Raw genomic sequence first — 23,331 nt, 5'->3', positions numbered from 1 at the left:
CCGGTGCCGGGCAGATGACCGCCGGGCCACGGGTGGTGCCATTCAACAGGTGCACATCTGCGGTCCTCCGGGCCGCAACATGAATGCCAACCGATTCGGAGAGAAACACGGGGACCGGTTCGCGTCCATGCCCAACCGCCTGCGGACCGGGACGGTGCCCTGGTGATCCACGGCACCGCCGATCGTGCTGCCCTGGAGGGTCCGCCATGACCACCGTCCCCACGTACGCTCCGTCCGCAGTCACCACCACCCACGACGCCCCGGCGGTCCCCGCGCCCCGCCCCCACCGGCCCGCCGCCCCGGCCTCGTACACCGTCTCCCTCGCCCGCGACGAGGACGACGTGCGCGCCGCCCAGCGGCTGCGCCACCAGGTCTTCGGCACCGAGCTGGGCGCCGAACTGCACAGCCCGGTCGCGGGCCTGGACGTCGACCCGTTCGACGAGTTCTGCGACCACCTGCTGGTCCGCGAGGGCGAGCGGGGAACCGTCGTCGGCACCTACCGGCTGCTGCGCCCCGAGGCCGCGCGCCGGGCCGGACGGCTGTACTCCGACGGCGAGTTCGACCTCTCCGCGCTCGCGCCGGTCCGCCCCGGCCTGGTCGAGCTCGGGCGCTCCTGCATCCACCCGGACCACCGGGGCAACGGCGCCGTCATCAACCTGATGTGGGGCGGCATCGCGCGCTACCTGGCCGACACCGGCAACACCTGGGTCGGCGGCTGCTGCTCGATCGAGCTGGCGGACGGCGGCGCCACCGCGGCCCGGGTCTGGGACACCGTCAGCGCCAAGCACCTGGCGCCCGAGGAGTACCGGGTCACCCCGCACCGTCCCTGGGACGCCACCGGGGTGGCGCGCGCCGAGCGGGGCGCGCTGCCGGCCCTGCTCCGCGGCTACCTGCGGCTCGGCGCCTGGGTCTGCGGCGCGCCCGCGTACGACCCGGACTTCGACTGCGCCGACCTGTACGTGCTGCTGTCGCTGGAGCGCACCGACCCGCGCTACCTGCGGCACTTCCTGTCCGGCGGACCCGCCTCGGGCGCCTCGTCGTGAGCGTCTGGCTGCCCACCGCGACCTGCCGGCCCGAGACCTGCCTGGCCGACGTCCCGCCGAGGGTCTCCCACCCCCGGCGGGCGCTGCGGCTGACGGCCTGTCTGGCGGCGGTGCTGGCCGGGGTCGTGCTCCTCCCGCCGGTCCGGCTGCTCCCGGACCGCGCCCGGAACCGGCTGGCCCGGTTCTGGGCCCGGGTCGTGCTGCGCACCCTCGGGGTGACGGTCCACCTCGCCGGGCCCGACGGCTGGGGGCCCGGCGCGGACGGCGGGGTGCTGGTGGTGGCCAACCACGTGTCCTGGCTGGACATACCGCTGCTCGCCGCCGGGCAGCCGGGCCGGTCGCTGGCCAAGACCGAGGTCCGGAAGTGGCCGGTGCTCGGACCGCTGATCGCCTTGGGCGGCACCGTCTTCCTGGACCGCAACCGGCTGCGGACGCTGCCGGACACCGTCGCGACGGTGGCCGAGGTGCTGCGCTCCGGCCACCCGGTGATCGTCTTCCCGGAGGGGTCGACCTGGTGCGGGCGGGAGAGCGGCCGGTTCCGGCCCGCGCTGTTCCAGGCGGCGGTGGAGGCGGGTGCCGACGTCCAGCCGGTGACGATCCGCTACCGGCTGGCGGACGGGCGGCCGACCAGCGTGCCCGCCTTCATCGGGGACGACGGGCTGCTCACCTCGCTCGCCCGGGTGGTCGCGGCCCGCGGGCTGGTCGCCGACGTGACCTTCCTGCCGCCGATACCTCCGCCCGGGCCCCGGCCCGGGCGGGCGGGCGCCCGGCGCGAACTGGCCCGCACGGCGCAGGCGGCGGTGGAAGGGATCCGCTGACCTCGCGCGACCTCCTGTGACCTCCTGACAGCACCTCACCGGTCGGTCCCGGCGGCTCAGGCGACGCCCGCCCCGGCCAGATCCTCCGGCCGCGGCTCTTCGGAGGCCGCCGGGGCGAGCGGGCGGGCCCGGCCGACCAGGACGGCGACCAGGACCGCGGTGACGGCGAGCGCGGCCGAGCCGCAGCGCAGCGCGAGGTGGATGCCGTCGACGAAGGCCCCGTCCACCGCCTGGCGCACCGGCTCGGGCAGTGCGCCGGCCGCGCCGCCACCGCCGTGGGCCGCGCCGGTCGGCGCGTCCGCGATCGGGCCGACGGCCTCCGGCGGGACGCCGAGCCGGTGCAGGGCCGAGGTCAGCCCGTCGGTCATCCGGTTGGTCAGGACGGCGCCGAGCACCGCGATCCCGAGCACGCCGCCGAGCTCGCGCAGGGTGTTGACGGTCGCCGAGGCCATCCCGGTCTGCGCCGGGGCGACCCGCTGGAGCACCGCGACCGAGACCGGGGTGAAGGTCAGCCCCATGCCGAAGCCCATCGTGAACAGCGTCCACAGGTACTCCGGGTAGCGGGCGTGGTCGCCGTACAGCGACAGCCCGCCGAGACCGAGCGCGCACAGCGCGAGGCCCAGCACCATCGGCGGCCGGGGACCGTACCGGGCGGCGAACCGGCCGGACAGCGGCCCGGCGACCACCAGCATCGCGGTCATCGCCAGCCCGGCGTACCCCGCGCCGGACGGGGACCAGCCGAGCACGCCCTGCATCATCAGCGGCAGGAAGAACAGCGCTCCGAACATCCCGAAGCTCACCATGAACCCGCTGAGCAGCGCACCGCTCAACGCGCCGTCCCGGAACAGCCGCAGCTCCAGCATCGGCTCGGCCAGGCGCAGTTCGAGCAGCAGGAAGGCGGCCAGCAGGACGGCGGCGGCAGCGCCGCAGCCGGTCACCCGGGGGTCGGTCCAGCCTCGTGCGGGGCCCTCGATCAAGGCGTAGACGAGCAGGCCGAGGCCCGCCGCCGAGAGCGCGAACCCGCCGAAGTCGATCCGCCGGGCGCGCGGCGGGATCTCCGGGAGGACCTTGGCGGCGAGCAGGACGCCGGCCACGCCGATCGGCACATTGATCCAGAACACGCTGGCCCAGCCGAAGTGTTCGACCAGCGGGCCGCCGATCACCGGACCGATCGAGAGGCCGATCGCGGACACCCCGGACCACACGCCGATCGCCTTGGCCCGCTCGCGCTCGTCGGTGAACACGTGCCCCAGCAGGGTCAGGCTGCCGGGGGTGAGCAGCGCGGCCCCGACCCCCTGGACCATCCGGCCCGCGACCAGCACGCCGATCGTTCCGGCGAGCGCGGCCACGGCGGAGCCGAGCGTGAACAGGCCGAGCCCCAGTACGAACATCCGGGTGCGGCCGTGGCGGTCACCCAACGCGCCGCCGGTCAGGACGAGTGCGGCGTAGACCAGGCTGTAGCCCTCCGCGACCCACTGGAGACCGCTGATCCCGGCGTCCAGCTCCTGCCCGATGCGGGGCAGGGCGACATTGACGACGACGTTGTCCAGCATGGCCATGAACATGGCGATGCAGAGCGTGAGCAGCGCGAGCCGTTTGCGGCGGGCGCTCGACTTCTCCATGGGTTCCCTTCCGATCATGAGCCCCTAACAGTGTTAGGGGTCGACGTGACAGCCACAGAGTGCACCTAACGGTGTTAGATTGCAAGCGGGAATCGACCGCACCACCGGAGGCGTCCGCACAGCCATGCCGCAGAACCACACCGACACACCCGGAACCGACGACGCGACACCCGCCCTGACCAGGGAAGCCCTCGCCCAGGCCGCACTGCGCGTCCTGGAACGGGACGGCCTGGCCGGGCTGTCCATGCGCAAGGTCGCCGCCGAGGTCGGCGTCAAGGCGGCCTCGCTGTACTGGCACGTCCGCAACAAGCAGGAACTCCTCGACCTGCTCACCGACGCGGTGATGGGCTCCGCCGAGCCCCCGCCGCGCGAGGGCGACTGGCGCGAACAGTTCCACGCGTACTGCTGGCGCTACCGCCGCCTGCTACTCGACACCCGGGACGCGGCCAGGGTCGTCGCCGGGCGGCTCGCCCCCGGACCCAACCTGCTCGGGCTCATGGAGGACCAGCTGGACCGGCTCCGCGCGGCCGGCTTCACCGACGCCGACGCCGCCATGGCCAGCTACCTGCTCGGCGCCTTCGTCCAGGGCTTCGTGCTCCAGGAGCAGTCGCCGATCTCGGCCTCCGAGGTCCTCGGCACCAGCCGCCGGGACATCGCCGACGCCGCCGGAGACCTGTTCCGCGCCCTGCCCGCCGAGACCTTCCCCAACCTGGTCGACCTCGCCGACGACCTCACCGAGCCGAACATGGACGCCCGCTTCGAGTTCGGCGTCCAGCGGATCCTCGACGGCCTCGCGGCCCTGCTGCCGCCGGACCTGCGCTGAGCCCGGGACCCGCGGCCGCCCCTCCCGATCCCGGGCCTCCTTCCACGCCGCCTCCTTCGGGCCGGACCCCGGCCTCCGGCACCGGGTAGGCTCACCGGGCCCCCGCCCGTACGACCACGGAGGAGTCACCGATGCCCGAGCCGTACCCCCTCTACGAACCCTACGCACAAGGCCTGTTGGACGTCGGCGACGGTCAGCTGATCCACTGGAACGCCTCCGGCGACCCGGCCGGCAGGCCGGCCGTGGTGGTGCACGGCGGGCCCGGCTCCGGCCACAGCCCGGGCGCCCGACGGTACTTCGACCCGGAGCGCTACCACCTCGTCCAGTTCGACCAGCGCGGCTGCGGGCTCAGCCGGCCGCACGCCGCCGACCCGTCGACCAGCCTGGAGCACAACACCACGGCGCACCTGATCGCCGACATGGAGCGGCTGCGCGAGCACCTCGGCATCGACAAGTGGCTGCTGTACGGCGGCTCGTGGGGCTCCACGCTGATCCTCGCGTACGCGCAGGCGCACCCGGAACGGGTCTCCGCGATCGTGATCTGCGGGGTCACCATGACCCGCCCCGAGGAGACCGACTGGCTCTACCGGGGCGTGGGCCGCTTCCTGCCCGGGCCCTGGGAGGAGTTCCGGGACTTCCTTCCGCCCGCCGACCGGGACGGGGACACCGCCGAACTGCTCGCCGCCTACAGCCGGCTGCTCAACAGCGCCGACGAGTCCGTCCGCCGGGCCGCCGCCAACGCCTGGGCCACCTGGGAGGACGCGGTCATCTCCCACGAGTCGCTGGGCAAGCCGAACGCGTACACCGACCGCCCCTCCGAGGCGCTGATGGGCTTCACCCGGATCACCGCCCACTACTTCTCGCACCAGGCCTTCCTGCCGGACGGCCAACTGCTGCGCGACGCCGGACGGCTGGCCGGAATCCCCGGCGAGCTGATCCACGGCCGACTGGACCTCGGCGGACCGCTCGCCACCGCCTGGCAGCTGGCCAAGGCCTGGCCGGACGCGCGGCTCACGGTCATCGACGAGTCCGGGCACACGGGGAGTCCGCGGATGCGGGAGGCAGTCCTGGCCGCGATCGAACGCTTCGCCTGAGCGCTCCGCAGCCCTGGGGTCGGGCCGTTCCGGCCAACGGCCCGGCCCTACGGCGACCGTAGAATACGGCGCATGATCGCCTATGCCCCAGCCGCCCTGTTCTTCGTCCTGTTCGGACTCGGGGTACTACGCGACCGTCGCCAGTTCAGCAACGCCATCCTGCTCGGCATCGCCGTCTCACTGCTCTCCCTCGCCGTGCTCGCCGAACTGCGCAGAGCCCCCACCCTGGTGGTGGAGATCGCGATGGTGGCGATCTTCCTCCTGCCGACCGTCGGGACCGTGGCCCTGATCTGGTTCCTCATCGCCAACGGCCTGACCATGATCCGCAAGGAGGGCAGACGGCCGGCCAACCTGCTCTCGCTGCTCGCCGGTCTGGGCATCGTCGCCGTCATCCTGATGCTGTTCGTGGCCCTCGCCCTCCGCTCGGCCCGACTGGGCATCGTGGTCGGCACCCTGCTCCTGGTGATCGGCTACGTCTCCTTCCTCTTCACCTGCTTCATCGGCTACGCCTTCCTCTACGGCCGCCACCGGCCCCGCCAGGACGTGGACTTCGTGGTCGTGCTCGGCTCCGGACTGATCGGCGGCGAGCGCGTCCCGCCGCTGCTCGCCAGCCGACTGAACCGGGGCCGCGAGGTGTACGAGAAGCAGGGCGCCCGCGGCAACCCGCCGGTGCTCATCACCTCCGGCGGCCAGGGGCCGGACGAGAAGCTGCCGGAGTCCCACGCGATGGCCGACTACCTGGTCGAACACGGCTTCCCCGCCGAGCACATCGAGCGGGAGGACCGCTCGCGCACCACCGAGGAGAACCTGCGGTTCAGCAAGGCCATCATGGAACAGGCCAAGCCCGACTACCGCTGTGTCGTGGTCACCAACAACTTCCACGCCTTCCGGGCCGCCCTGCTCGCCCGCGAGACCGGCGTCAACGGCCACGTCTTCGGCTCCCCCACCGCCCGCTACTACTGGCCGAGCGCGACCATCCGCGAGTTCGCCGCGATCTTCCTGTCCCACAAGCTGGTCAACTTCGGCATCTGCGGCCTCATCGCCCTCTGCGGCCTGCTCGGGGCACTCTGAGCGGCTCCTGCCGCTCAGACCTCTCCGGCTGCTCCGAGTGCCAGGTTCGGGCCCCGGTCGCCACAGCGGCCGGGCCCGACCGTTTCCGGGGCGGGTACGGCGACCGCCCGGCCGGGCCACCCGCTCGGTCAGGCCTCCGGGCGGTCAGGCCACCGGGCGGGGGGCCAGGATCGCGCAGGTGGTGGTGGCGTGCGCGTAGAGCTTGCCGTTCTCCGCGCCCACCACCCTGGCCTCCGCCGTCGCCATCGTCCGGCCCAGGTGCAGCACCACGCCCTCGCAGCGCAGCGTCCCGGAGTCCGCGAACAGCGGGCGCAGCATATGGACGTTGAGCTGGGTGGTGGTGTAGCCCACCCCGGCCGGCAGCCTGCTCAGCACGGCGCAGCCGAGGGCCGAGTCGAGCAGGGCCGCCAGGTAGCCGCCGTGCACGGTGTTCATCGGGTTGTGGAGGTGGTCTCCGGGTTCGCCCCGGAACACCGCCGTCCCCGGCTTCACCTCGGTCAGGTGGAAGCCCATGGTGCCGCAGATCGAGGGCTCCGGGATCCGCCCGGCGATCCACTCCAGCAGGATCTCCTCTCCGCTCAGGTGGGTGAACTCGGCGATCGGCGGGCCGGGCGTCCAGGTGTGGGTCCGGGTGCGCTGCTCCGGGCCGTTCGTGGGCTGCGGGCCTTCGGCGGCGATCTCATCGGTGGTCATGGGATCAACCTGCCTGGTCCGGCCGCCTGCCTCAAGTGCCTTACGGCGCGCGGCGGGTACGGGGCCGCGGCCGCCGGACCATGGCGGCCCGTGCCATGCCCGGGCGGCGGACCCCGGATGACCGCCACATGGCACCGGGGCTCCCGGCGCGCCACGCTGCACGGGACCGGCCCCCACTCCTCCCCCACCCAGGAGTCCCCATGCCACTGCGCCCCACCGCCGCGGCGTTGTTCACCGCCGCCGTCCTCGCGCTCGGTACCGCCGCACCCGGCGCGTCCGCGGCCTCCGACACGGTTTCCACCCTGCCGTCCGCAGCCGCAGCCGCAACCGCGACTGCGAGCGGCAGCTTCCAGCAGGTCACCGGGTTCGGCACCAACCCGGGCAACCTCGCGATGTACACCTACTCCCCCGCCGGGCTGCCCAGCGGCGCTCCTCTGGTGGTCGCGCTGCACGGCTGCGTCCAGAGCGCCACCGACTACTACCGCAGCTCGGGCTGGACCAAGTTCGCCGACCAGTACGGCTTCGCGGTGGTGTTCCCGCAGACCAGCAGCGTCAACAACAGCCTCTCCTGCTTCAGTTGGTTCGACGCGGGCAAGGCCGCCCGGGGCGTCGGCGAGGCCAGGTCGGTGGTCGAGATGGTCACCAAGGCCGAGTCCCTGTACGGCTCGGACGCCCATCGGGTGTTCGTCACCGGGCTCTCGGCCGGCGGCGGGATGGCCGCCGACCTGCTGGCCGACTACCCCGACGTGTTCGCCGGCGGGGCGATCGACTCCGGGCTGCCCGCCCACTGCGCCGCCACCCAGGCCGCCGCCTCCGGCTGCCAGAACTCCGACCAGGGGCTCACCCCAGCCCAGTGGGGCGACAAGGTCCGGGCCGCGTACCCGGGTTACACCGGACCATGGCCCAGGGTGGCGATCTGGCAGGGCACGGCCGACACCGTGGTCAGGCCGGTGAACGCGACCGAGCTGCGGGACCAGTGGACGAACGTCCAGGGCGTCGGCCGCCAACCGACCGGCACCCGGAGCCTCCCCGGCGGCACCACCCAGGAGCTCTACGCCGACGCGAGCGGAAAGCCCGCCGTGACCGTGTTCACGATCAGCGGGATGGGCCACGGCCTGGCCGTCCACCCGGGCTCCGGGGCCGACCAGTGCGGAGCGACCGGCGCCTACTTCCTCGACACCATCTGCTCCGGCTACTACACCGCGCAGTTCTGGGGGCTGGACGGCGGTTCCGGCCCCACCGACCCCGGGCTGCCGGCCCCGACCGGCCTGACGGCGAGCGCGACCGCCGGTTCGATCGCCCTCGGCTGGCAGGCCGTCAGCGGCGCGGCCTCCTACCAGGTCTTCCGCAACGGCGGCCAGGTCGGCACCGCGACCGGCACGGTCTTCACCGACACCGGACTCGCGGCCGGCACCACGTACGGCTACACCGTGGCGGCGGTCGACGGCTCGGGCACGGTCGGCGCCCACTCGGCGGCGGTGACGGCGACCACCCCGGGCGGGGGCGCACCCCAGTGCTTCACCGCCAGCAACTACGACCAGGTCCTGGCCGGCCGTGCCACCCGGAGCGGCGGCCTGACCTTCGCGCTGGGCTCGGGCCAGAGCATGGGGCTCTGGAACACCTTCGTCACCCACACCCTGAAGCAGACCGGCCCGGGCTTCTACGTGCTCGCCGACGGCCAGTGCTGAACGGACGGCAGCCCGCCCGCCACCGAGCAGCACCACGACCACCCGCCCCACAACGGCCCACAGCGCGACGGCCCGCAGCACAACGGCCCGCGCCGCCACGCCGACCGTGAGGCTCATCCCGCCCCCACCTCCACCTCCGCCCGGAGCCCGGCGAACAGGTCGGTCTCGATCCCGCCCGCCGCGGCCGCCGCACCGGCCTCCGGCAGCAGACTCCGGGCGAGGTGGTAGTCCTCCGTCGGCCAGACCTCGCGCTCGATGTCCCGCGGGTGGGCCATGAAGGCCACACCCGGCTGCACCTGGGTGGCGTGCGCCAGCATCGCCGCGTCCCGTACGGCGAACTGCTCGGCGCACGCGATCCGGGTCGTGGTGGCCAGGGCGGGCGGGGTGTCGGGCCAGCTGGCCAACAGCTCGCCCATCCCCGAGGGGACACCGCGTTCCGTCATCGCCGTGTGCAGCGCCTGGAACCAGGCCCGGGAGAGCGCCAGGTGGTAGTAGAGCTTGGACACCTGCCACGGCTCGCCCTGCCCGGGGTGGCGCTGCGGGTCGGCGGCGGCTTCGACGGCCGCCACGGTGATCCGGTGGGTCATCACGTGGTCCGGGTGCGGGTACCCGCCGGTCTCGTCGTAGGTGACGACCACCTGGGGGCGGAACTCCCGGATCAGCGCGACCAGCGGCGCCGCCGCGAGCTCCACCGGCCGGGCCGCGAAGCAGTCCTCCAGGAGCGGTTCGCCCGGCCCGGGCATCCCGGAGTCGACGAAGCCGAGGAACCGCTGGCGCACACCGAGGATCTCCCGGGCGGCCGCCATCTCCTCGCGGCGGACGCGGGCGATGTCGGCCTGGACCTCGGGCCGGTCCATGGCCGGGTTGAGCACCGAGCCGCGCTCGCCGCCGGTGCAGGTGGCGACCAGGACGTCCACGCCCTCGGCCGCGTACCGGGCGAGGGTGGCCGCGCCCTTGCTGGACTCGTCGTCGGGGTGCGCGTGCACGCTGAGCAGACGGAGAGCGCCGGGGTGACGGGTGGACACGGGTACCTCCATGCTTGGGTGGTCGGGAGCCGCTCGGCGGTCAGCGGGACGGGCGGGTGTTCGGGTAGAGCAGTGCCGGGGCGATGGCGAGTGCCGACAGGGCCAGCACCCACCAGAAGGTCTCGCCGAAGGCCGCACCCGGCTGGTCGGGATGCCCGCCCTGCGCCTGCTGGAGCGCCAGCGTCAGCACCGCCGTGCCGAGCGCCCCGCCGAGCCGGTTGAGCACGTTGACCGCGCCCGCCGCCGCCGGCACCTGGGCCTTCTCGACGCTCCCGTACACCGCCGCCAGGCCGGGGATCGCGATCAGCCCCATGCCCGCGCCGCGCAGCGCCAGCGAGCCGGCGATCAGCCAGGCCGCCGGTTCGGAGCCGCTGCCCAACCGGGTGAACGCGAGCGTGCCGACCAGGGAGCAGGCGATGCCGATCATGATCAGCGGACGCGGCGCGAAGCGGTCGGTGATCCGGGCGGCCAGCATGGCGGTGACCGCCGTACCGAGGGCCTGCGGCGCCAGCAGCAGACCGGCCTCCACCGCCCCGGCGTGCTTCACCTGCTGGTAGTACAGCGGCACCAGGAACATCGAGCTGTAGAGCGCGGCGCCCTGGAGGAAGCTGTTCGCCGTCGCCACGGAGAACCCGCGCCGGGCGAACAGCCGCAGGTCGATCAGCGGCGCCCGGCCGGCCTTGCGGCCCACCCGCAGCGCGTGCCAGCCGTAGACCGCCACCAGCACCGTGCCCACCACCAGCGCGACCCAGCCGGCCGTCGCACCGTCACCGATCGTCGAGAGCCCGTAGACCAGCCCGGTCAGACCGGGCGAGAGCAGCACCAGCCCCGTCACGTCCAGCCGGGGCTTCGGTATGTCCGACGCCTCGTCAGTCGGCAGCCAGCGGGCGGCGAGCAGCAGGATCACCAGCCCGACCGGCACGTTCAGCAGGAACATCCAACGCCAGTCGAAGTGCTCCAGCACCAGCCCGCCGAGGATCGGCCCCAGGACCGGGGCCAGGCTGATCGGGAGCATCAGCGTGCCCATCACCCGCCCGACCCTGGACGGCCCGGCCGCTTGTATGATGATCGCCTGGCCGAGCGGTTGAATCATCCCGCCGCCGATCCCCTGCAGCACCCGGAAGGCGATCAGACTGCCCGTCGACCAGGCCAGGCCGCACAGTGCCGATCCGAGCACGAACAGGACGACCGAGGCGAGCCACGCCCGCCGCCCCCCGAAGCGGCCGGCGGCCCAACCCGAGAGCGGCATGGTCAGCGAGATCGCCAGCAGGTACCCCGTGGCCACCCACTGCATCTCCGCGATCGAGCCGTGCAGATCGCGGCCGACGGAGTCGATGCCGACGTTGACGATCGTGCTGTCCAACAGCGCGAGCACCGGCCCCAGCGCGAGCACCGAGGCCATCTTCCACAGGCCCGCCGGAATCGGCTCCGGTGCCCCCTCCCGGACTCCTCCCGGCTGGTCCTTCGCGGCGACGGATGTCGTCATGCGCCCCTCCCCTAGTCGCAGTCGGGCCAGCGCCCCCCGAACCCGCGTGCGGCACCCCGACGCTCGCTCGGCACACTCTCGGACGCTCACCCGGGCAGCCGCTCCGGCCGCCCGAGAAGAACTTAGGCCGGACCCACTGATTGGGTCAAGCCTAATTCCTGTACCCGACCCAGCAACCTGCGCTACGCTCCCGGCATGACCGAGAACGTGACCACGCCGAGCCTGCGCGAGCTCAACAAGCGCCGCACCCGCGAGGCGATCTCGCACGCCGCGACCAGGCTCTTCATCGAGCAGGGCTTCGACCGCACGACCATCGCCGAGGTCGCGGCCGCCGCGGGCGTCGCCAAGATGACCGTCACCAACCACTTCCCGCGCAAGGAGGACCTCTTCTTCGACCTGCACGAGGAGCTCGTCGTCCGGCTCGCCGCGACCGTCGCGGGGCGCGCGCCGGGCGAGTCCGCGCTCGCCGCGCTGCGCCGCGACTGCCTCGCCGGGCTCGACCGGCAGGACGCCCGGCTCGGCTTCTCCGGCCCGGAGTTCGCCCGCACCGTCTTCGACAGCCCCGCCCTGGGCGCCCGGCTGCGCGAGCTGCACGAGCAGGGCGAGACGGCGCTCGCCGAGGCGCTGGCCGAGGCGGTGCACGAGAGACCCGTCGGCTTCGAGTGCCGCGTCGCCGCCGCGCTGCTCGCCGCCGTCGACCGCGCGGTGTTCGCCGAGGTGTTCCGCCGCACCCTGGCGGGCGAGGAGCAGACGGCGATCGCCACCGCCGTCCTCCCCTCGGCGGTCCGGGCCTACGACCGTCTGGAGGGCGCCCTCGGGAGCTTCGCCGTACGGGAGGCCTAGGCCGCGGGCCCGGCCTCCGACCAGGGGCTGAACCACGTGTCCGGGCCGGAGCACCCTTGACGAAAGGTTGACCTGCTCACGGCAGAAGGTTGGCGATGGCCGCCTCTATCGTCGGCCCATGCCCTCACAGCCCATCAGGCCCACCACCCTGCCGGTCCTGCCCTACCGCAAGCCCACCCGGGGCCGGGACTACTGGGTCCTGGACAACGTGCTGCCCGACCCGGACGCCGTCCGGGAGCGCTGTCTGGCCCGCGGGGACTGGACCGAGGGCTACCCGCACCGCCCCGAGACCTGGCCAGGGCTGCGCACCATGCCGGGCCTGGAACCCGGGGAACTGGCCCGGGTCGAGTCGCTGGTCCGCAAGGCCACCGGCGCCTCCCGGCTCTGGGTGCAGAGCACCCCGGGCGGCGGCACGCTCAACCACAACTGCGTCCAGGTCGTCGGTGCCGGGGAGTCCGAGTCCCGCCCCCACACCGACTCCCGCGCGCTCTGCCGCTACGCCGCCGTCCTCTACCTCAGCCCCGGCGCCCCGAAGGACGCCGGCACCAGCTTCTACCGCCAGCAGTTCCCCGGCGGCCGCCTCGGCGGCAACCTGGTCAACGCCCCGCACAACAACCTGGTCGAGGCACTCGGCACCCGCCACGTTCCCGGCGACCACTTCACCGAGGACGTCCGCGTCCCCAACCGCTACAACCAGCTGCTCCTCTACCACGCCAACCTGATCCACAGCGCCACCGGCTACTACGGCACCGACCTGGCCGAGCGGCGGATGACGGCGGTCTTCTTCTGGATGGCCTGACCCCCACCCACTCTCCGGACGACCCGCCCCTCAGCCGGCGCCCACGTGCGCCAGACTCGCCCTGGTCAGCGCCGCCGCCAACCGGGCCTGGTCCGCCGGCCCGACCAGCGCCCCCAGTGCGACCGCACCCGGCAGCCCGAGCGTCCAGGCCTCCGCCAGCACCTGCTCGTCGAAGTACGGCCGCAGCGAGGGCCAGACCGCCTGCGCCTCCCTCCGGCCCCCTCATGCCCTCCATCCACGCTTGCCCGGATTCGGGCACCCCGCACCCGGGGAGGCTGGCCGCATGAACGAGCGAATCATCGGAGGACATGCCCAGGCGAATGCCACGGCCGCACGAAGCGAGGCGGGCGCATGAGTCGTGACACCGTTCCCGCGACCGAGACCATCCGCCCCGAGTGGGCCGCGATCGACGAGTTGCCCACGGTCGAGCTGCTCCGGCTGATGAACGCCGAGGACCGCACGGTGCCCGAGGCCGTCGCCGGGGAGTTGGAGCGGATCGCCGCCGTGGTCGACGCCGTGGCCGCCCGGATGGCGCGTGGTGGCCGGCTGGTCTACGCGGGCGCCGGGACGGCCGGGCGGCTCGGCGTGCTGGACGCCGTCGAGTGCCCGCCGACCTTCGGCACCGATCCGGCGCTGGTCGTCGGCCTGATCGCGGGCGGGCGCCCGGCCGTCACGGCGGCGGCCGAGGGCGCCGAGGACCGCACCGACCTCGCCGAGGCCGATGTGGCCGCGCTCGCCCTCACCCCCGCCGACACCCTGGTGGGCGTCTCCGCCTCCGGCCGTACGCCCTACCCGCTGGCCGCCGTCCGCGCCGCGCGCGCGGCGGGGGCGCTGACCGTCGGGCTGGCGTGCAACCGCGGCTCGGCGCTCGCGGCCGCGGCCGAGCTGGGCATCGAGGTGGAGGTCGGCCCCGAGGTGCTGGCCGGATCGACCCGGCTCAAGGCGGGCACGGCACAGAAGCTGGTGCTCAACCTGCTGTCCACGGCCGTGATGGTCCGGCTCGGCCGGACGTACGGAAATCTGATGGTCGACCTCCGCGCCACCAACGACAAGCTGCGCGACCGCGCCCGACGGATCGTCGCCGAGGCGACCGGCGCCGACGGGGCCGCGGTCGACCGCGCCCTGACCGCGACCGGCGGCCGGGTCAAGGACGCCATCCTCTCCCTGCTCGCGGACGTGGACGCCCCCACCGCCGCGCGCCTGCTCACGGCCTCGGAGGGACGGCTGCGCGAAGCCCTCCGCCTCGCCCGGCCGTAGCAGCCCTCCACCGCGCCCGGCTAAAACCCCGCCCGGCCGTAGCCCCGTCCCCCGCCGACTCACCCCAACCGCACGTCCGCCGCCACGACGACCTCGCCGAGGCGCGGGAAGTCCAGGTCCACCGACGCCCGGTGCTCCTCCGCCGTGAGCGCGGCCATCGCGTCCTCGACGAACAGCAGCCGGTACCCGTGGTCGCCGGCGGCCCGGGCGCTGGACTCCACGCCGAGGTTGGTGGCGATCCCGGTGAACACCAGGGTCTCCACGCCCCGCGCCCGCAGCAGCTCGTCCAGGCCGGTGCCCTGGAAGGCGCCGATGGTGCGCTTCACCACGACCTCGTCGGCCACCGCCGCGACCTCCGCGACCAGCCCGCTCCCGGGCGGCTGCTCGGCGACGTTCGGCCTCTCGACCCGCACCGCGACCACGGGCGCGCCCGCCGCCCGGAACTCCCGGGCCAGCTCCAGCGAGGCCTCCACCACCTCCGAACCGGTGCGCGGCGCGAGCGGGTTGGCGACGATCCGGTCCATCAGGTCGATCAGGACCAGGGCCGTACTGCGGGGATCAAGGGTGGTCATGGACGTCACGCTAGTCCAGTCACGCCGGCCCGTCCGACGACCGCCCCTCCTGCGCCCGGCCCTCCGAGGCCGGGCCCGCCGAGGCCCGTGCCTCCGAAGCCGGAGCACCCTCTGCCGCCTCCCGCGCGATCTCCGCCCGGAACCCCTCGATCAGCACCCGCAGCCCGTACTCGAAGTCCGCGTCGTGGTCGGTCATCCGCAGCACGTCCACCGCCTCGCGCAGCAGCGGCAGTTCGCGCAGCGCCTCGTCCGGGAACGGCGGCCGGTCGCGGTCCGCGGTGTCCTGCCGCCAGGCCTGCTCCTCGGTGACCCAGCCCATGATGTACCGGTCGACGGTCAGCAGCAGCCGCAGCGCCGTGCGCGGGCGCAGCCCGGCCCCGCACAGGGCGGCCAACTGGGCCTCTACCGCCGGGAGTTCGTCCTCACTGGGCAGGGTGCCGGCGTGCACCCGGGCGCCGTCGCGGTAGGCGAGCAGGGCGCCGCGCTTGGCGCGGGCGTCGGCGGCGATCCACTCGGGCCAGTGCGCCGGGTCCGGCTCGCGGTCGGGCGGGAGGGCCTCGGCGAGCATCGCCTCGGCCATCAGGTCGAGCAGTTCCCGCTTGTTCTTGAAGTGCCAGTACAACGCCGGTGACTGGACGCCGAGTTCACGGGCGAGCCGGCGGGTGGTCAGCCCGTCGATGCCCTCCTCGTCGAGCAGGCGCAGCGCCGTGCGCACCACCTCGTCGCGTTGCAGCGCCATCCGATCGCCCTCCTGGGTTATCCGCTTGCCAGACCCACCTTATCGCCGATAAGTTCCCGAGCTGGAATTTATCAGCGATAAGGACGGCCGTCGCGACGCCGACGACCGCGAAGGGATCCCACCCCTCGTGACCTCCAACCCGAACCCCACCTCCGGACCCGACCCCACCCCCAGCCCGGACCGCCCCTGGTCCCGCCTGCTGCCGAACACCGCCCCCTGGCGCTCCTCCCGGGACTTCCGGCTGACCTGGACCTCCGGCACCGTCACCCTGCTCGGCTCGATCTTCACCATGACCGCGATCCCGCTCCAGATCGCCGACCTCACCGGCTCGCCGCTGGCCGTGGGCGCGGTCGGCGCGGTCGAGCTCGTGCCCGTCATCCTGTTCGGCCTCTACGGCGGCGTCCTCGCCGACCGCGCCGACCGCCGCACCGTCGCCCTGGCCACCGAGGTCGCCCTGGCCGCGCTCAGCGCCTTACTGCTGGCCAACGCGCTGCTCGGCACCCCCGCCGTCTGGCCGCTCTACGTCGCCGCCGGGGTGGCGGCGGCGATCCAGGGCATCCAGCAGCCCTCGGTCGAGGCGATGGTCCCCCGCCTGGTGCCCCAGGACCAGCTGGTGGCGGCGGGCGCCCTGCTCTCCCTGCGCTGGAGCATCGGCGGCGTGGCCGCCCCGGCGGCGGCCGGCCTGCTGATCGCGACCGCCGGCGTCCCTGCCGCCTACCTGGTCGACCTTGGCACCTTCCTGCTCTCGATCGCCCTGCTCGCCCGGGTCCGGCCGGTCCCCTCGGAGCGGGACGCCGAGGCGCCGCAGCTCACCGAGTTCCTCGACGGCGCCCGGTACGCGGCCCGGCGGCCCGACCTGGTCGGCACCTACCTGGCCGACCTCGCGGCCACCGTCTTCGCCCTGCCCACCGCGCTCTTCCCGTTCCTCGCCGCGGAGTTGGACGCCACCTGGGCGCTCGGCCTGCTCTACTCGGCCGGTGCGGCCGGCAGCCTGATCGCCGCCGCGACCGGCGGGTGGGCGGAGCGGGTGCACCGGCACGGCCGGCTGGTCCTGCTCTCCGCCGCCCTGGTCGGCGCGGCGACGGCGGCGGCCGCCTTCGCCCCGGGCCTGTGGGCCGTCCTGCTCTGCCTGACCGTCGCGGGCGGCGCGCACTGGGTCGGCGACACCTTCCGCAGCGCCATCTGGAACCAGTCCATTCCGGACGAACTCCGGGGCCGAGCAGCCGGGTTGGAGATGCTGATCGGCTCCGCCGGGCCGGCCCTGGGCGACCTGCGGGCGGGCGGGCTCGCGGCCCGCCAGGGCATCCGGGCGGCACTGCGCACGGGGGGCCTGCTCTGCCTCGGCAGCTCGGCCGCCGTGTCCGCCGCGCTCCCCGCACTCTGGCGCTACGACCAGCGGACGCACCGCACCGGGCCGGTCGCGCCGGAGCCCACCCCGTGACGCGCCCGCCGCACCCACCCCACGACTGCTCAGTCCCGGACGAGCGCCGTCGCGTGCCGGTCGATCAGCTCGCCCAGCCCCCGGAGGTCGTCGACCCCGCGCTTGGGCAGCATGGTCAGCACACCGGTCTCCTCGCTGCCCTTCAACAGCAGGAACAGCCGGGGCGTCTCCAGGTAGTACCGCTGCTCCGACCAGGCGAACTCGGTGACCGAGGCCTCGGTGCTCACGACCACCCCCTGGTCGTCCAGCAGGACCCTGAACTCGCCCTTCTCCCTCGCCGTCCTCGTCACCCGCCGCACCCGCGTCGCGGGCCCCGCGAGAACCACGAGCAGCACGACCGCCACCAGCAGGGCGACAAACCGCAGCACCGTCCCGCCGAGGACGGCGAGCAGCCCGACGACCGCCGTCCCGCCGACGGCCACCGTGTACACGGCCAGCCGCGACCGGCGTCCGGCCGCCGTGCACCGCTCCCACGCCGCGAAGGCCTCCCGGAAGTCCTCGGCCGTCGGGGTGTAGCGGACCTCGACCGACGTCACCGCCCGCTCGTCGGAACCCACGTCCCACACCCTCCGACCCATGTACGCACAACTCCTGACACCAGCTTCGCCGGATCGTAGCAAAGACCGTACGTACCCGATGCGACCGCGTCCACGGCCTCCCGGCCCTCCGGCGTGAATGCGCCGCTCCCGGCACCCACCCGTTGACCGACCACCCCGCCCGGCGGTTGGCTCACCCCGAGCCGGCCGCCGGGGAGTTCGGCGTCCACCGCCGACGCGGCACGGCCCGATCCCAGGGGAGGGAACCCGATGACCCGCATCCGCCGCCCACTGCGCGCGGCCCGCACCCTCGCGGCCGCCGCACTGGCCGCCGCCGTCACCATCACCGTCGCCGCCCCCGCCCAGGCGGCCCCGTCCACCACACAACCGTCCACCACACGACCGTCCACCTGGCCGGGCGGCACGGGCACCGAACGCGTCTCCGTCGGCCCCGGCCAGGCGCAGGCCACCGGCGCCTCACAGGCCCGCGGCCTGAGCGCCGACGGGCGCTACGCCGTCTTCACCTCGGAGGCGGCCGACCTGGTGCCCGGCGACACCAACGGCACCTCCGACGTCTTCGTCCGCGACCTGTGGACCGGCCGCACCGAACGGGTCGACACCGGTCCGGGCGGCGTCCAGGCCGACGGCCCCGCCCACCACGCCGCGATCAGCGGCGACGGCCGTTACGTGGCGTTCGGTTCCAGCGCCACGAACCTCGCCCCCGGCGCCAACCGCGGCTACCAGGACGTCTACGTCCACGACCGCCGGACCGGCGAGACCCGGCTGGTCAGCGTCGGCAAGGCGCCGGGAGCCCCGCAGACCGACCGGGTGTCCGACGTCCCCTCGATCAGCTGGGACGGCCGCTACGTCGCCTACCAGTCCAACCGCAGCGACCTCGCCCCCGGCACGGTCACCTGGTTCGGCGGCAACATCTACGTCACCGACCTCTGGACCGGCGACACCCGCCTGGTCAGCGTCGGCGCGGACGGCAAGGAGGCCGACGCCTCCTCCGCCTCGCCGGAGATCAGCGGCGACGGCAGCACGGTCGTCTTCATCTCCAAGGCGACCAACCTCATCGGCCCGGGCCGGCCCGACACCCTCTCCCCGGCCGCCGTCGCCGAGCTCAGGGCCGGCTCCGACCAGGAGTTCGCCGCCGACTCCCTCCGCCCGGAAGCCCGCTCAGACTCCCGCCCGAACGCCCGCCCGGACACCCGCTCAGACGCCCGCGCAGAGCTCCTCAAGCCGCGCCTCTACCCGCTGTACGCCCGCGACCTGCGCGCCGGGCGGACCAGCCTGGCCTCCTCGGCCCCCGACGGCGGCTACAAGGGCGCGGCCGACCCGTCGATCAGCCCGGACGGCCGCTACGCCGTCTACTCCTCCTGGGTCGTCCACGGCGACACCTCCTGGGACCGCCACTTCGAGCTGTACGTCCGCGACCTCCGGCAGGGCACCGAGACACTGGTGAGCGTCGGCCTGCCCGGGACGAAGACCACCCTCGACTCCTTCGGCGGCCGGCTGACGGCGGACGGCCGGTGGGTCTACTTCAGCTCGGCGGCGGAGAACCTCGTCCCCGGCGACACCAACAACGCCGAGGACGTGTTCCGGCGCGACCTGTGGACCGGCCGCACCGAGCGGGTCAGCGTGGCGGGCGACGGTTCCCAGACCACCGGCTCCTCGTACGCCCCGTTCCCCGACGCCTTCGGCACCGCGGTGGTGTTCACCTCGTCCGACAGCACCCTCGTCCCGGGGGACACCAACAACGCCGAGGACGTGTTCCTCCGCCGCCTCCCGCTGTTCTGACACCCGCCCCGACCACCCTCACCACCCCGACCGGCGCGGGTGCTCCCGGTCTCACACCGTGAGCGCCCGCGCCGAGGCCCGGATCGGCGCCGGCAGTTCCGTCCACCCCCGCAGGTACCGGTCGACCGCCGCGGCCACCGCCCGCCCCTCGGCGATCGCCCAGACGATCAGCGACTGCCCACGCCCGGCGTCCCCCGCGACGAACACGCCCTCCGCCGCCGTGGCGAAGCCGTCGTCCCTGGCCAGGGTGCCCTCCGGCCCGGTGGCGAGGCCGAGTTGGGCGAACAGCGGCCGGTCCGGGTCCGGCCCGGTGAAGCCCAGCGCGAGCAGCACCAGCTGCGCCGGCAGCCTCCGCTCGGTGCCCGCCCGCGGGCTGCGGTCGGCGGGCTCGGCCTCGGCGAAGCGGACGGCGGCCAGCCGGCCGTCCGGGCCGGGCTCGAAGCCGACGGTGGTGGCCGCGAACACCCGGGGCCCGGCCTCCGCCGCACCGGACTCCTCGTGCGAGGTGGTCTCCCGGTACACCTTCGGGTACACCGGCCAGGGCTGCCCGTCGGCCCGGTCCCGCGGCGGCCGCGGGTTGATGTCCAGCTGGGTGACGGAGGCGGCGCGCTGGCGCAGCGCCGTCCCGAGGCAGTCCGCCGCCGTGTCGCCGCCGCCGACGATCACCACGTGCCGCCCCTCGGCGGACAGCGGCGAGACCGGGCAGTCGCCCTCGTCCACCCGGTTCGCCCAGGTCAGGTACTCGATCGCCTGGTGCACCCCGGTCAGGTCCCGCCCCGGCACCGGCAGCTCCCGGCAGGCGGTCGCGCCCACCGCGACCACCACCGCGTCGTACCCGGCCCGCAGTTCCTCGCCCGGGACGTCCCGGCCGACCCACACCCCGGTGCGGAAGTCGGTGCCCTCGGCCCGCAGCTGGTCCAGCCGGCGCTCCAGCCGGTGCTTCTCCAGCCGGAACGGCGGGATGCCGTACCGCAGCAGCCCGCCCGCGCGGTCGGCCCGCTCGTACACCGTGGTGGCGTGCCCGGCCCTGGTCAGCTGCTGGGCGGCGGCCAGCCCGGCCGGGCCCGAGCCGATCACCGCGACCCGCCGCCCACCGGAGCGCTCGGCGCGGTCGGGCGGCCGGGGCCCGTCCCAGCCCGCGTCCAGGGCGCGGTCGGCGATCGCCAGTTCCACGTTCTTGATCGTCACCGCCGCGCCGTCGATGGCCAGCACGCAGGCGCTCTCGCAGGGCGCCGGGCAGAGCCGCCCGGTGAACTCCGGGAAGTTGTTGGTCGCCAGCAGCCGTGCCGCGGCCGCCCGCCAATCCGCGCCGACCTCCGCGCCCGCTCCGGTCCCCTCCCCGGAACCCGTCCCCGACTCCGCCACCAGCCGGTTCCACTCCGGCACCAGGTTCCCGAGCGGACAGGCGCTGTGGCAGAACGGCAGCCCGCAGTCCATGCACCGCCCCGCCTGCCCGCCCACCACCGGGAGCAGCGGGCCGGGCCGGTACACCTCCCGCCAGTCCCCCAGCCGCTCCCGCGCATCACGCCGCACCCGCTCTTCGCGCGGGGTGGTGAAGAAGGCCATCCGGTCTGCCATCGCGGCCTCCGGCAGGGCGTGCCGACTCGGATCAGGCGGCCCACCCGGCGGCGCGCCACCGTACGGCCACCGTACGCCCGCGAAGCACCGCGCGACAGCCCCGGCCGTCACGGACCGCCCCGGAGCGGCTGCGGAGCGGGCCCGGACACCCCGCCCCCGCCCGGAACCGCCGTGAGCACGCCAGGGAGAATCTTCGCCATGACCCACACCGTGCTGATCGCCGAGGACGACCGGGCCATCCGCGACTCGCTCGCCCGCGCGCTGATGCTGCAGGGCTACCGGGTGCGGGTCGCCGCCGACGGTACCCAGACCCTGGCCGTCCTCGCGGAGCAGCGCCCCGACGTCCTGGTGCTCGACGTGATGATGCCCGAGCCGGACGGCCTGGAGGTCTGCCGCCGGCTGCGCGCGGCCGGCGACCGCACCCCGGTGCTGATGCTCACCGCCCGGGTCGAGGTGCCGGACCGGATCGCCGGCCTCGACGCGGGCGCGGACGACTACCTGGTCAAGCCCTTCGACGTGGACGAGCTGTTCGCCCGCCTGCGCGCCATGCTGCGCCGCCGTCCGCCGGAGTCCGCCACCGAGGTGCTGACCGTCGCCGACCTGCGGATCGAGCCGCCCGCCCGCCGGGCCTGGCGCGCCGCCCAGGAGCTCGAACTGTCCCGCACCGAGTTCGACCTGCTGGAGCTGCTCGCCCGGCACGCCGGCGCCGTCCTCGACCAGGCCACCCTGTACGAGCGGATCTGGGGCTACGACTTCGGCCCCGGCTCGAAGAACCTAGCGGTGTTCATCGGCTACCTGCGCCGCAAGCTCGACCGCCCCGGCCTGGCGCCGCTGATCCACACCGTCCGCGGCGTCGGCTACACGCTGCGCGAGCCGTGACCGGCCCGGCCCGCCGCCTCCCCCGGTTCCCGCGCCCGGCCCGCCGCGCGCCCCGGCCGCCGCGCCCGAGCGGCCGGCTCCCCCGTCTCCCCCGGCTGCCGCGCCCCGGCCTGCCCACCACCTTCGCGCTGGCCTTCGCCGCGATCGCCGCGCTGGTCGCGGTGCTGATCGGCGCACTCGGCTACGACGCCGCCGCGCGGCTGATCCGGGACGACGAGACCGCCGACTTCGGCGCCGCCGTCGACTCCGTCGGCCGCCAGGTCCAGCGGGAGGTCCTCTTCCCGGGCGACTTCGCCGGCCCGAGCGGCCTGAGCGCCGACCTGGTCCGCCCGATCCGGGTCACCACCCAGTCGCTCGACCCCGACGGCGCGGTGCTGCCCGGCACCGCCCGGCTCGACCTGCCGCCGAGCCCGTCCGACCACGAGCTCGCCCACGCCGACCAGCCGGGCCGCACCTCGATCGGGCTGCGCCACGAGCACCGCGAGGCCTACCGGGTCGGCGTGGTCTCGCTCGGCGGCCGGCGCGGGGCGGTCCAGATCATCCAGCAGGTCGGGCCCACCGAGAAGCTGCTGACCACCCTGCGGACCCGTACGGTCGCCCTGGTGGCGATCGTCGCGGTGCTCGCCGGCGGGGCCGGCCGACTGCTCGCCCGACGGATCACCCGACGCCTGGTCCGGCTCACCCACGCGGCCGAACTGGTCGCCGCCAGTGGGCGGTTGGACGTCCCGGTGCCCGCCGCCGGCACGGACGAGGTGGGCCGGCTCGGCCGGGCCTTCGACCGGATGCTGGGCCGGCTCGCCACCGCCAAGGAGAACCAGCGCCGACTGGTCCAGGACGCCGGGCACGAGCTGCGCACCCCGCTGACCAGCCTGCGCACCAACCTCTCGGTGCTCCCCAGCCTGGACCGGCTGCCGCCCGCCGAACGCGCCGCGCTGATGGCCGATCTGGTCGAGGAGACCCGGGAGTTGACCCAGCTGGTGGAGGAGCTGGTGGCGCTCGCGGCGGACCGCAGGGCGGACGAGCAGCCGACCGAGGTGCTGCTCGCCGACGTGGTCCGGCAGGCCGCCGCCCAGGCCCGGCGGCGCAGCGACCGGGAGGTCGTGGTGGACGCGGACGCGACCGTGGTCACCGCCCGGCCGGACGCGCTGGCCCGCGCGGTGGGCAACCTGCTGGACAACGCCGCCAAGTTCGACCCCGCCGGGACGGGCCCGATCGAGGTGGTGGTGCGCGGCCCGCGGGTGGAGGTGCGCGACCGCGGCCCGGGCATCGACGCGGCCGACCTCGACCGGGTCTTCGACCGCTTCTACCGGGCCACCGCCGCCCGTGGCCTGCCCGGCTCCGGCCTGGGCCTGGCCATCGTGCACGAGGTGGCCCGCTCGCACGGCGGTACGGCCTTCGCCGCCAACCGGGAGGGCGGCGGCGCGGTGATCGGCTTCACCCTCGGCGCCGACGGAGCGGACGGGCCCGACGGCTGAGCACGCGGACGGGCCCGGCGCGTGGCAGCGCCGGGCCCGCGGTGGAACC

Annotated in this window: 22 protein-coding genes; 13 read left to right on the top strand and 9 right to left on the bottom strand. The window is 74.6% G+C overall.

Going from position 1 to position 23,331, the window contains the following annotated elements; all coding sequences use genetic code 11:
- Positions 1 to 206 precede the first annotated feature (206 nt).
- Both ACFVXH_RS17220 and ACFVXH_RS17215 read left to right on the top strand, forming a co-directional pair.
- On the top strand, positions 207 to 1,043 hold the full coding sequence (locus tag ACFVXH_RS17220; RefSeq protein WP_387824381.1) for a GNAT family N-acetyltransferase: 837 nt from the start codon (positions 207 to 209) through the stop codon (positions 1,041 to 1,043).
- On the top strand, positions 1,040 to 1,861 hold the full coding sequence (locus ACFVXH_RS17215; RefSeq protein ID WP_387824378.1) for a lysophospholipid acyltransferase family protein: 822 nt from the start codon (positions 1,040 to 1,042) through the stop codon (positions 1,859 to 1,861). Before ACFVXH_RS17220 ends, ACFVXH_RS17215 begins: the two co-directional genes overlap by 4 nt.
- A 56-nt stretch (positions 1,862 to 1,917) precedes the next feature.
- On the opposite strand, the gene ACFVXH_RS17210 is transcribed toward ACFVXH_RS17215, so the two are convergent.
- A complete protein-coding gene (locus ACFVXH_RS17210; RefSeq protein WP_387824375.1) occupies positions 1,918 to 3,483 on the bottom strand; it encodes an MFS transporter in 1,566 nt (521 codons plus the stop codon).
- A 124-nt stretch (positions 3,484 to 3,607) separates the two neighbouring features.
- Between ACFVXH_RS17210 and ACFVXH_RS17205 the strand changes: the two genes are divergently transcribed.
- From ACFVXH_RS17205 to ACFVXH_RS17195, 3 genes are all read left to right on the top strand, one after another.
- Positions 3,608 to 4,306, top strand: a complete 699-nt coding sequence (locus ACFVXH_RS17205; protein WP_387824372.1) for a TetR/AcrR family transcriptional regulator — start codon at positions 3,608 to 3,610, stop codon at positions 4,304 to 4,306.
- Between the two features lie 131 nt (positions 4,307 to 4,437).
- Positions 4,438 to 5,400 carry a prolyl aminopeptidase gene (gene pip / locus ACFVXH_RS17200; protein ID WP_387824369.1) on the top strand — a complete coding sequence of 321 codons (963 nt, stop codon included), beginning with the start codon at positions 4,438 to 4,440 and terminating at the stop codon, positions 5,398 to 5,400.
- 72 nt (positions 5,401 to 5,472) lie between these two features.
- On the top strand, positions 5,473 to 6,471 hold the full coding sequence (locus tag ACFVXH_RS17195; protein WP_387824367.1) for a YdcF family protein: 999 nt from the start codon (positions 5,473 to 5,475) through the stop codon (positions 6,469 to 6,471).
- 144 nt (positions 6,472 to 6,615) lie between these two features.
- Here ACFVXH_RS17195 and ACFVXH_RS17190 read toward each other — a convergent pair whose 3' ends face one another.
- On the bottom strand, positions 6,616 to 7,164 hold the full coding sequence (locus tag ACFVXH_RS17190; protein ID WP_049654559.1) for a PaaI family thioesterase: 549 nt from the start codon (positions 7,162 to 7,164) through the stop codon (positions 6,616 to 6,618).
- Between the two features lie 200 nt (positions 7,165 to 7,364).
- On the opposite strand from ACFVXH_RS17190, the gene ACFVXH_RS17185 reads away from it, so the two are divergent.
- The gene (locus ACFVXH_RS17185; protein WP_387824364.1) at positions 7,365 to 8,852 is read left to right on the top strand and encodes a PHB depolymerase family esterase; all 1,488 of its coding nucleotides are present in this window, start codon (positions 7,365 to 7,367) and stop codon (positions 8,850 to 8,852) included.
- 113 nt (positions 8,853 to 8,965) lie between these two features.
- Here ACFVXH_RS17185 and mca read toward each other — a convergent pair whose 3' ends face one another.
- Both mca and ACFVXH_RS17175 read right to left on the bottom strand, forming a co-directional pair.
- Positions 8,966 to 9,889 (bottom strand): mycothiol conjugate amidase Mca, encoded by a 924-nt coding sequence (gene mca / locus ACFVXH_RS17180; protein WP_387824361.1) that lies wholly within the window; start codon positions 9,887 to 9,889, stop codon positions 8,966 to 8,968.
- A gap of 28 nt (positions 9,890 to 9,917) precedes the next feature.
- On the bottom strand, positions 9,918 to 11,363 hold the full coding sequence (locus ACFVXH_RS17175) for an MDR family MFS transporter (RefSeq protein WP_107086515.1): 1,446 nt from the start codon (positions 11,361 to 11,363) through the stop codon (positions 9,918 to 9,920).
- Between the two features lie 195 nt (positions 11,364 to 11,558).
- Here ACFVXH_RS17175 and ACFVXH_RS17170 point away from each other — a divergent pair, with 195 nt between their 5' ends.
- Together ACFVXH_RS17170 and ACFVXH_RS17165 are read left to right on the top strand one after the other, a co-directional pair.
- A complete protein-coding gene (locus ACFVXH_RS17170) occupies positions 11,559 to 12,206 on the top strand; it encodes a TetR/AcrR family transcriptional regulator (RefSeq protein WP_387824357.1) in 648 nt (215 codons plus the stop codon).
- A 118-nt stretch (positions 12,207 to 12,324) separates the two neighbouring features.
- Positions 12,325 to 13,005, top strand: coding sequence for a DUF6445 family protein (locus ACFVXH_RS17165; protein ID WP_074003610.1), 681 nt, complete (start codon positions 12,325 to 12,327; stop codon positions 13,003 to 13,005).
- Between the two features lie 30 nt (positions 13,006 to 13,035).
- Here the strand turns inward: ACFVXH_RS17165 and ACFVXH_RS17160 are convergent, their stop codons facing one another.
- Positions 13,036 to 13,167 carry a hypothetical protein gene (locus ACFVXH_RS17160; protein ID WP_387824354.1) on the bottom strand — a complete coding sequence of 44 codons (132 nt, stop codon included), beginning with the start codon at positions 13,165 to 13,167 and terminating at the stop codon, positions 13,036 to 13,038.
- A 189-nt stretch (positions 13,168 to 13,356) separates the two neighbouring features.
- Here ACFVXH_RS17160 and murQ point away from each other — a divergent pair, with 189 nt between their 5' ends.
- Entirely contained in the window at positions 13,357 to 14,262 is a 906-nt protein-coding gene (gene murQ / locus ACFVXH_RS17155; RefSeq protein ID WP_387824351.1) for an N-acetylmuramic acid 6-phosphate etherase, read from the top strand.
- Positions 14,263 to 14,321: 59 nt separating this feature from the next.
- On the opposite strand, the gene ACFVXH_RS17150 is transcribed toward murQ, so the two are convergent.
- Entirely contained in the window at positions 14,322 to 14,834 is a 513-nt protein-coding gene (locus ACFVXH_RS17150) for an isochorismatase family protein (RefSeq protein WP_387824348.1), read from the bottom strand.
- A 19-nt stretch (positions 14,835 to 14,853) separates the two neighbouring features.
- The gene (locus tag ACFVXH_RS17145; RefSeq protein WP_387824345.1) at positions 14,854 to 15,573 is read right to left on the bottom strand and encodes a TetR/AcrR family transcriptional regulator C-terminal domain-containing protein; all 720 of its coding nucleotides are present in this window, start codon (positions 15,571 to 15,573) and stop codon (positions 14,854 to 14,856) included.
- 127 nt (positions 15,574 to 15,700) lie between these two features.
- Here ACFVXH_RS17145 and ACFVXH_RS17140 point away from each other — a divergent pair, with 127 nt between their 5' ends.
- The gene (locus ACFVXH_RS17140) at positions 15,701 to 17,014 is read left to right on the top strand and encodes an MFS transporter (RefSeq protein ID WP_387824342.1); all 1,314 of its coding nucleotides are present in this window, start codon (positions 15,701 to 15,703) and stop codon (positions 17,012 to 17,014) included.
- Positions 17,015 to 17,043: 29 nt separating this feature from the next.
- Here the strand turns inward: ACFVXH_RS17140 and ACFVXH_RS17135 are convergent, their stop codons facing one another.
- Positions 17,044 to 17,571: a YcxB family protein gene (locus ACFVXH_RS17135; RefSeq protein ID WP_387824339.1), complete on the bottom strand. Its 528-nt coding sequence runs from the start codon at positions 17,569 to 17,571 to the stop codon at positions 17,044 to 17,046.
- Positions 17,572 to 17,820: 249 nt separating this feature from the next.
- On the opposite strand from ACFVXH_RS17135, the gene ACFVXH_RS17130 reads away from it, so the two are divergent.
- Positions 17,821 to 19,350, top strand: a complete 1,530-nt coding sequence (locus ACFVXH_RS17130) for a hypothetical protein (RefSeq protein WP_387824336.1) — start codon at positions 17,821 to 17,823, stop codon at positions 19,348 to 19,350.
- A 51-nt stretch (positions 19,351 to 19,401) separates the two neighbouring features.
- On the opposite strand, the gene ACFVXH_RS17125 is transcribed toward ACFVXH_RS17130, so the two are convergent.
- Positions 19,402 to 20,928 (bottom strand): glutamate synthase subunit beta, encoded by a 1,527-nt coding sequence (locus ACFVXH_RS17125; protein WP_387824333.1) that lies wholly within the window; start codon positions 20,926 to 20,928, stop codon positions 19,402 to 19,404.
- 198 nt (positions 20,929 to 21,126) lie between these two features.
- Between ACFVXH_RS17125 and ACFVXH_RS17120 the strand changes: the two genes are divergently transcribed.
- Complete coding sequence (locus ACFVXH_RS17120) at positions 21,127 to 21,807, top strand: response regulator transcription factor (protein ID WP_049654967.1); 681 nt, start codon at positions 21,127 to 21,129, stop codon at positions 21,805 to 21,807.
- On the top strand, positions 21,804 to 23,282 hold the full coding sequence (locus ACFVXH_RS17115) for a sensor histidine kinase (RefSeq protein ID WP_387824330.1): 1,479 nt from the start codon (positions 21,804 to 21,806) through the stop codon (positions 23,280 to 23,282). Before ACFVXH_RS17120 ends, ACFVXH_RS17115 begins: the two co-directional genes overlap by 4 nt.
- Positions 23,283 to 23,331 lie beyond the last annotated feature (49 nt).

The organism is Kitasatospora sp. NPDC058184 (assembly GCF_042883725.1).
GTDB lineage: Bacteria > Actinomycetota > Actinomycetes > Streptomycetales > Streptomycetaceae > Kitasatospora.
The sequence above is the reverse complement of the archived record's forward strand: the minus strand, read 5'-3'. Positions and strand labels throughout refer to the sequence as shown.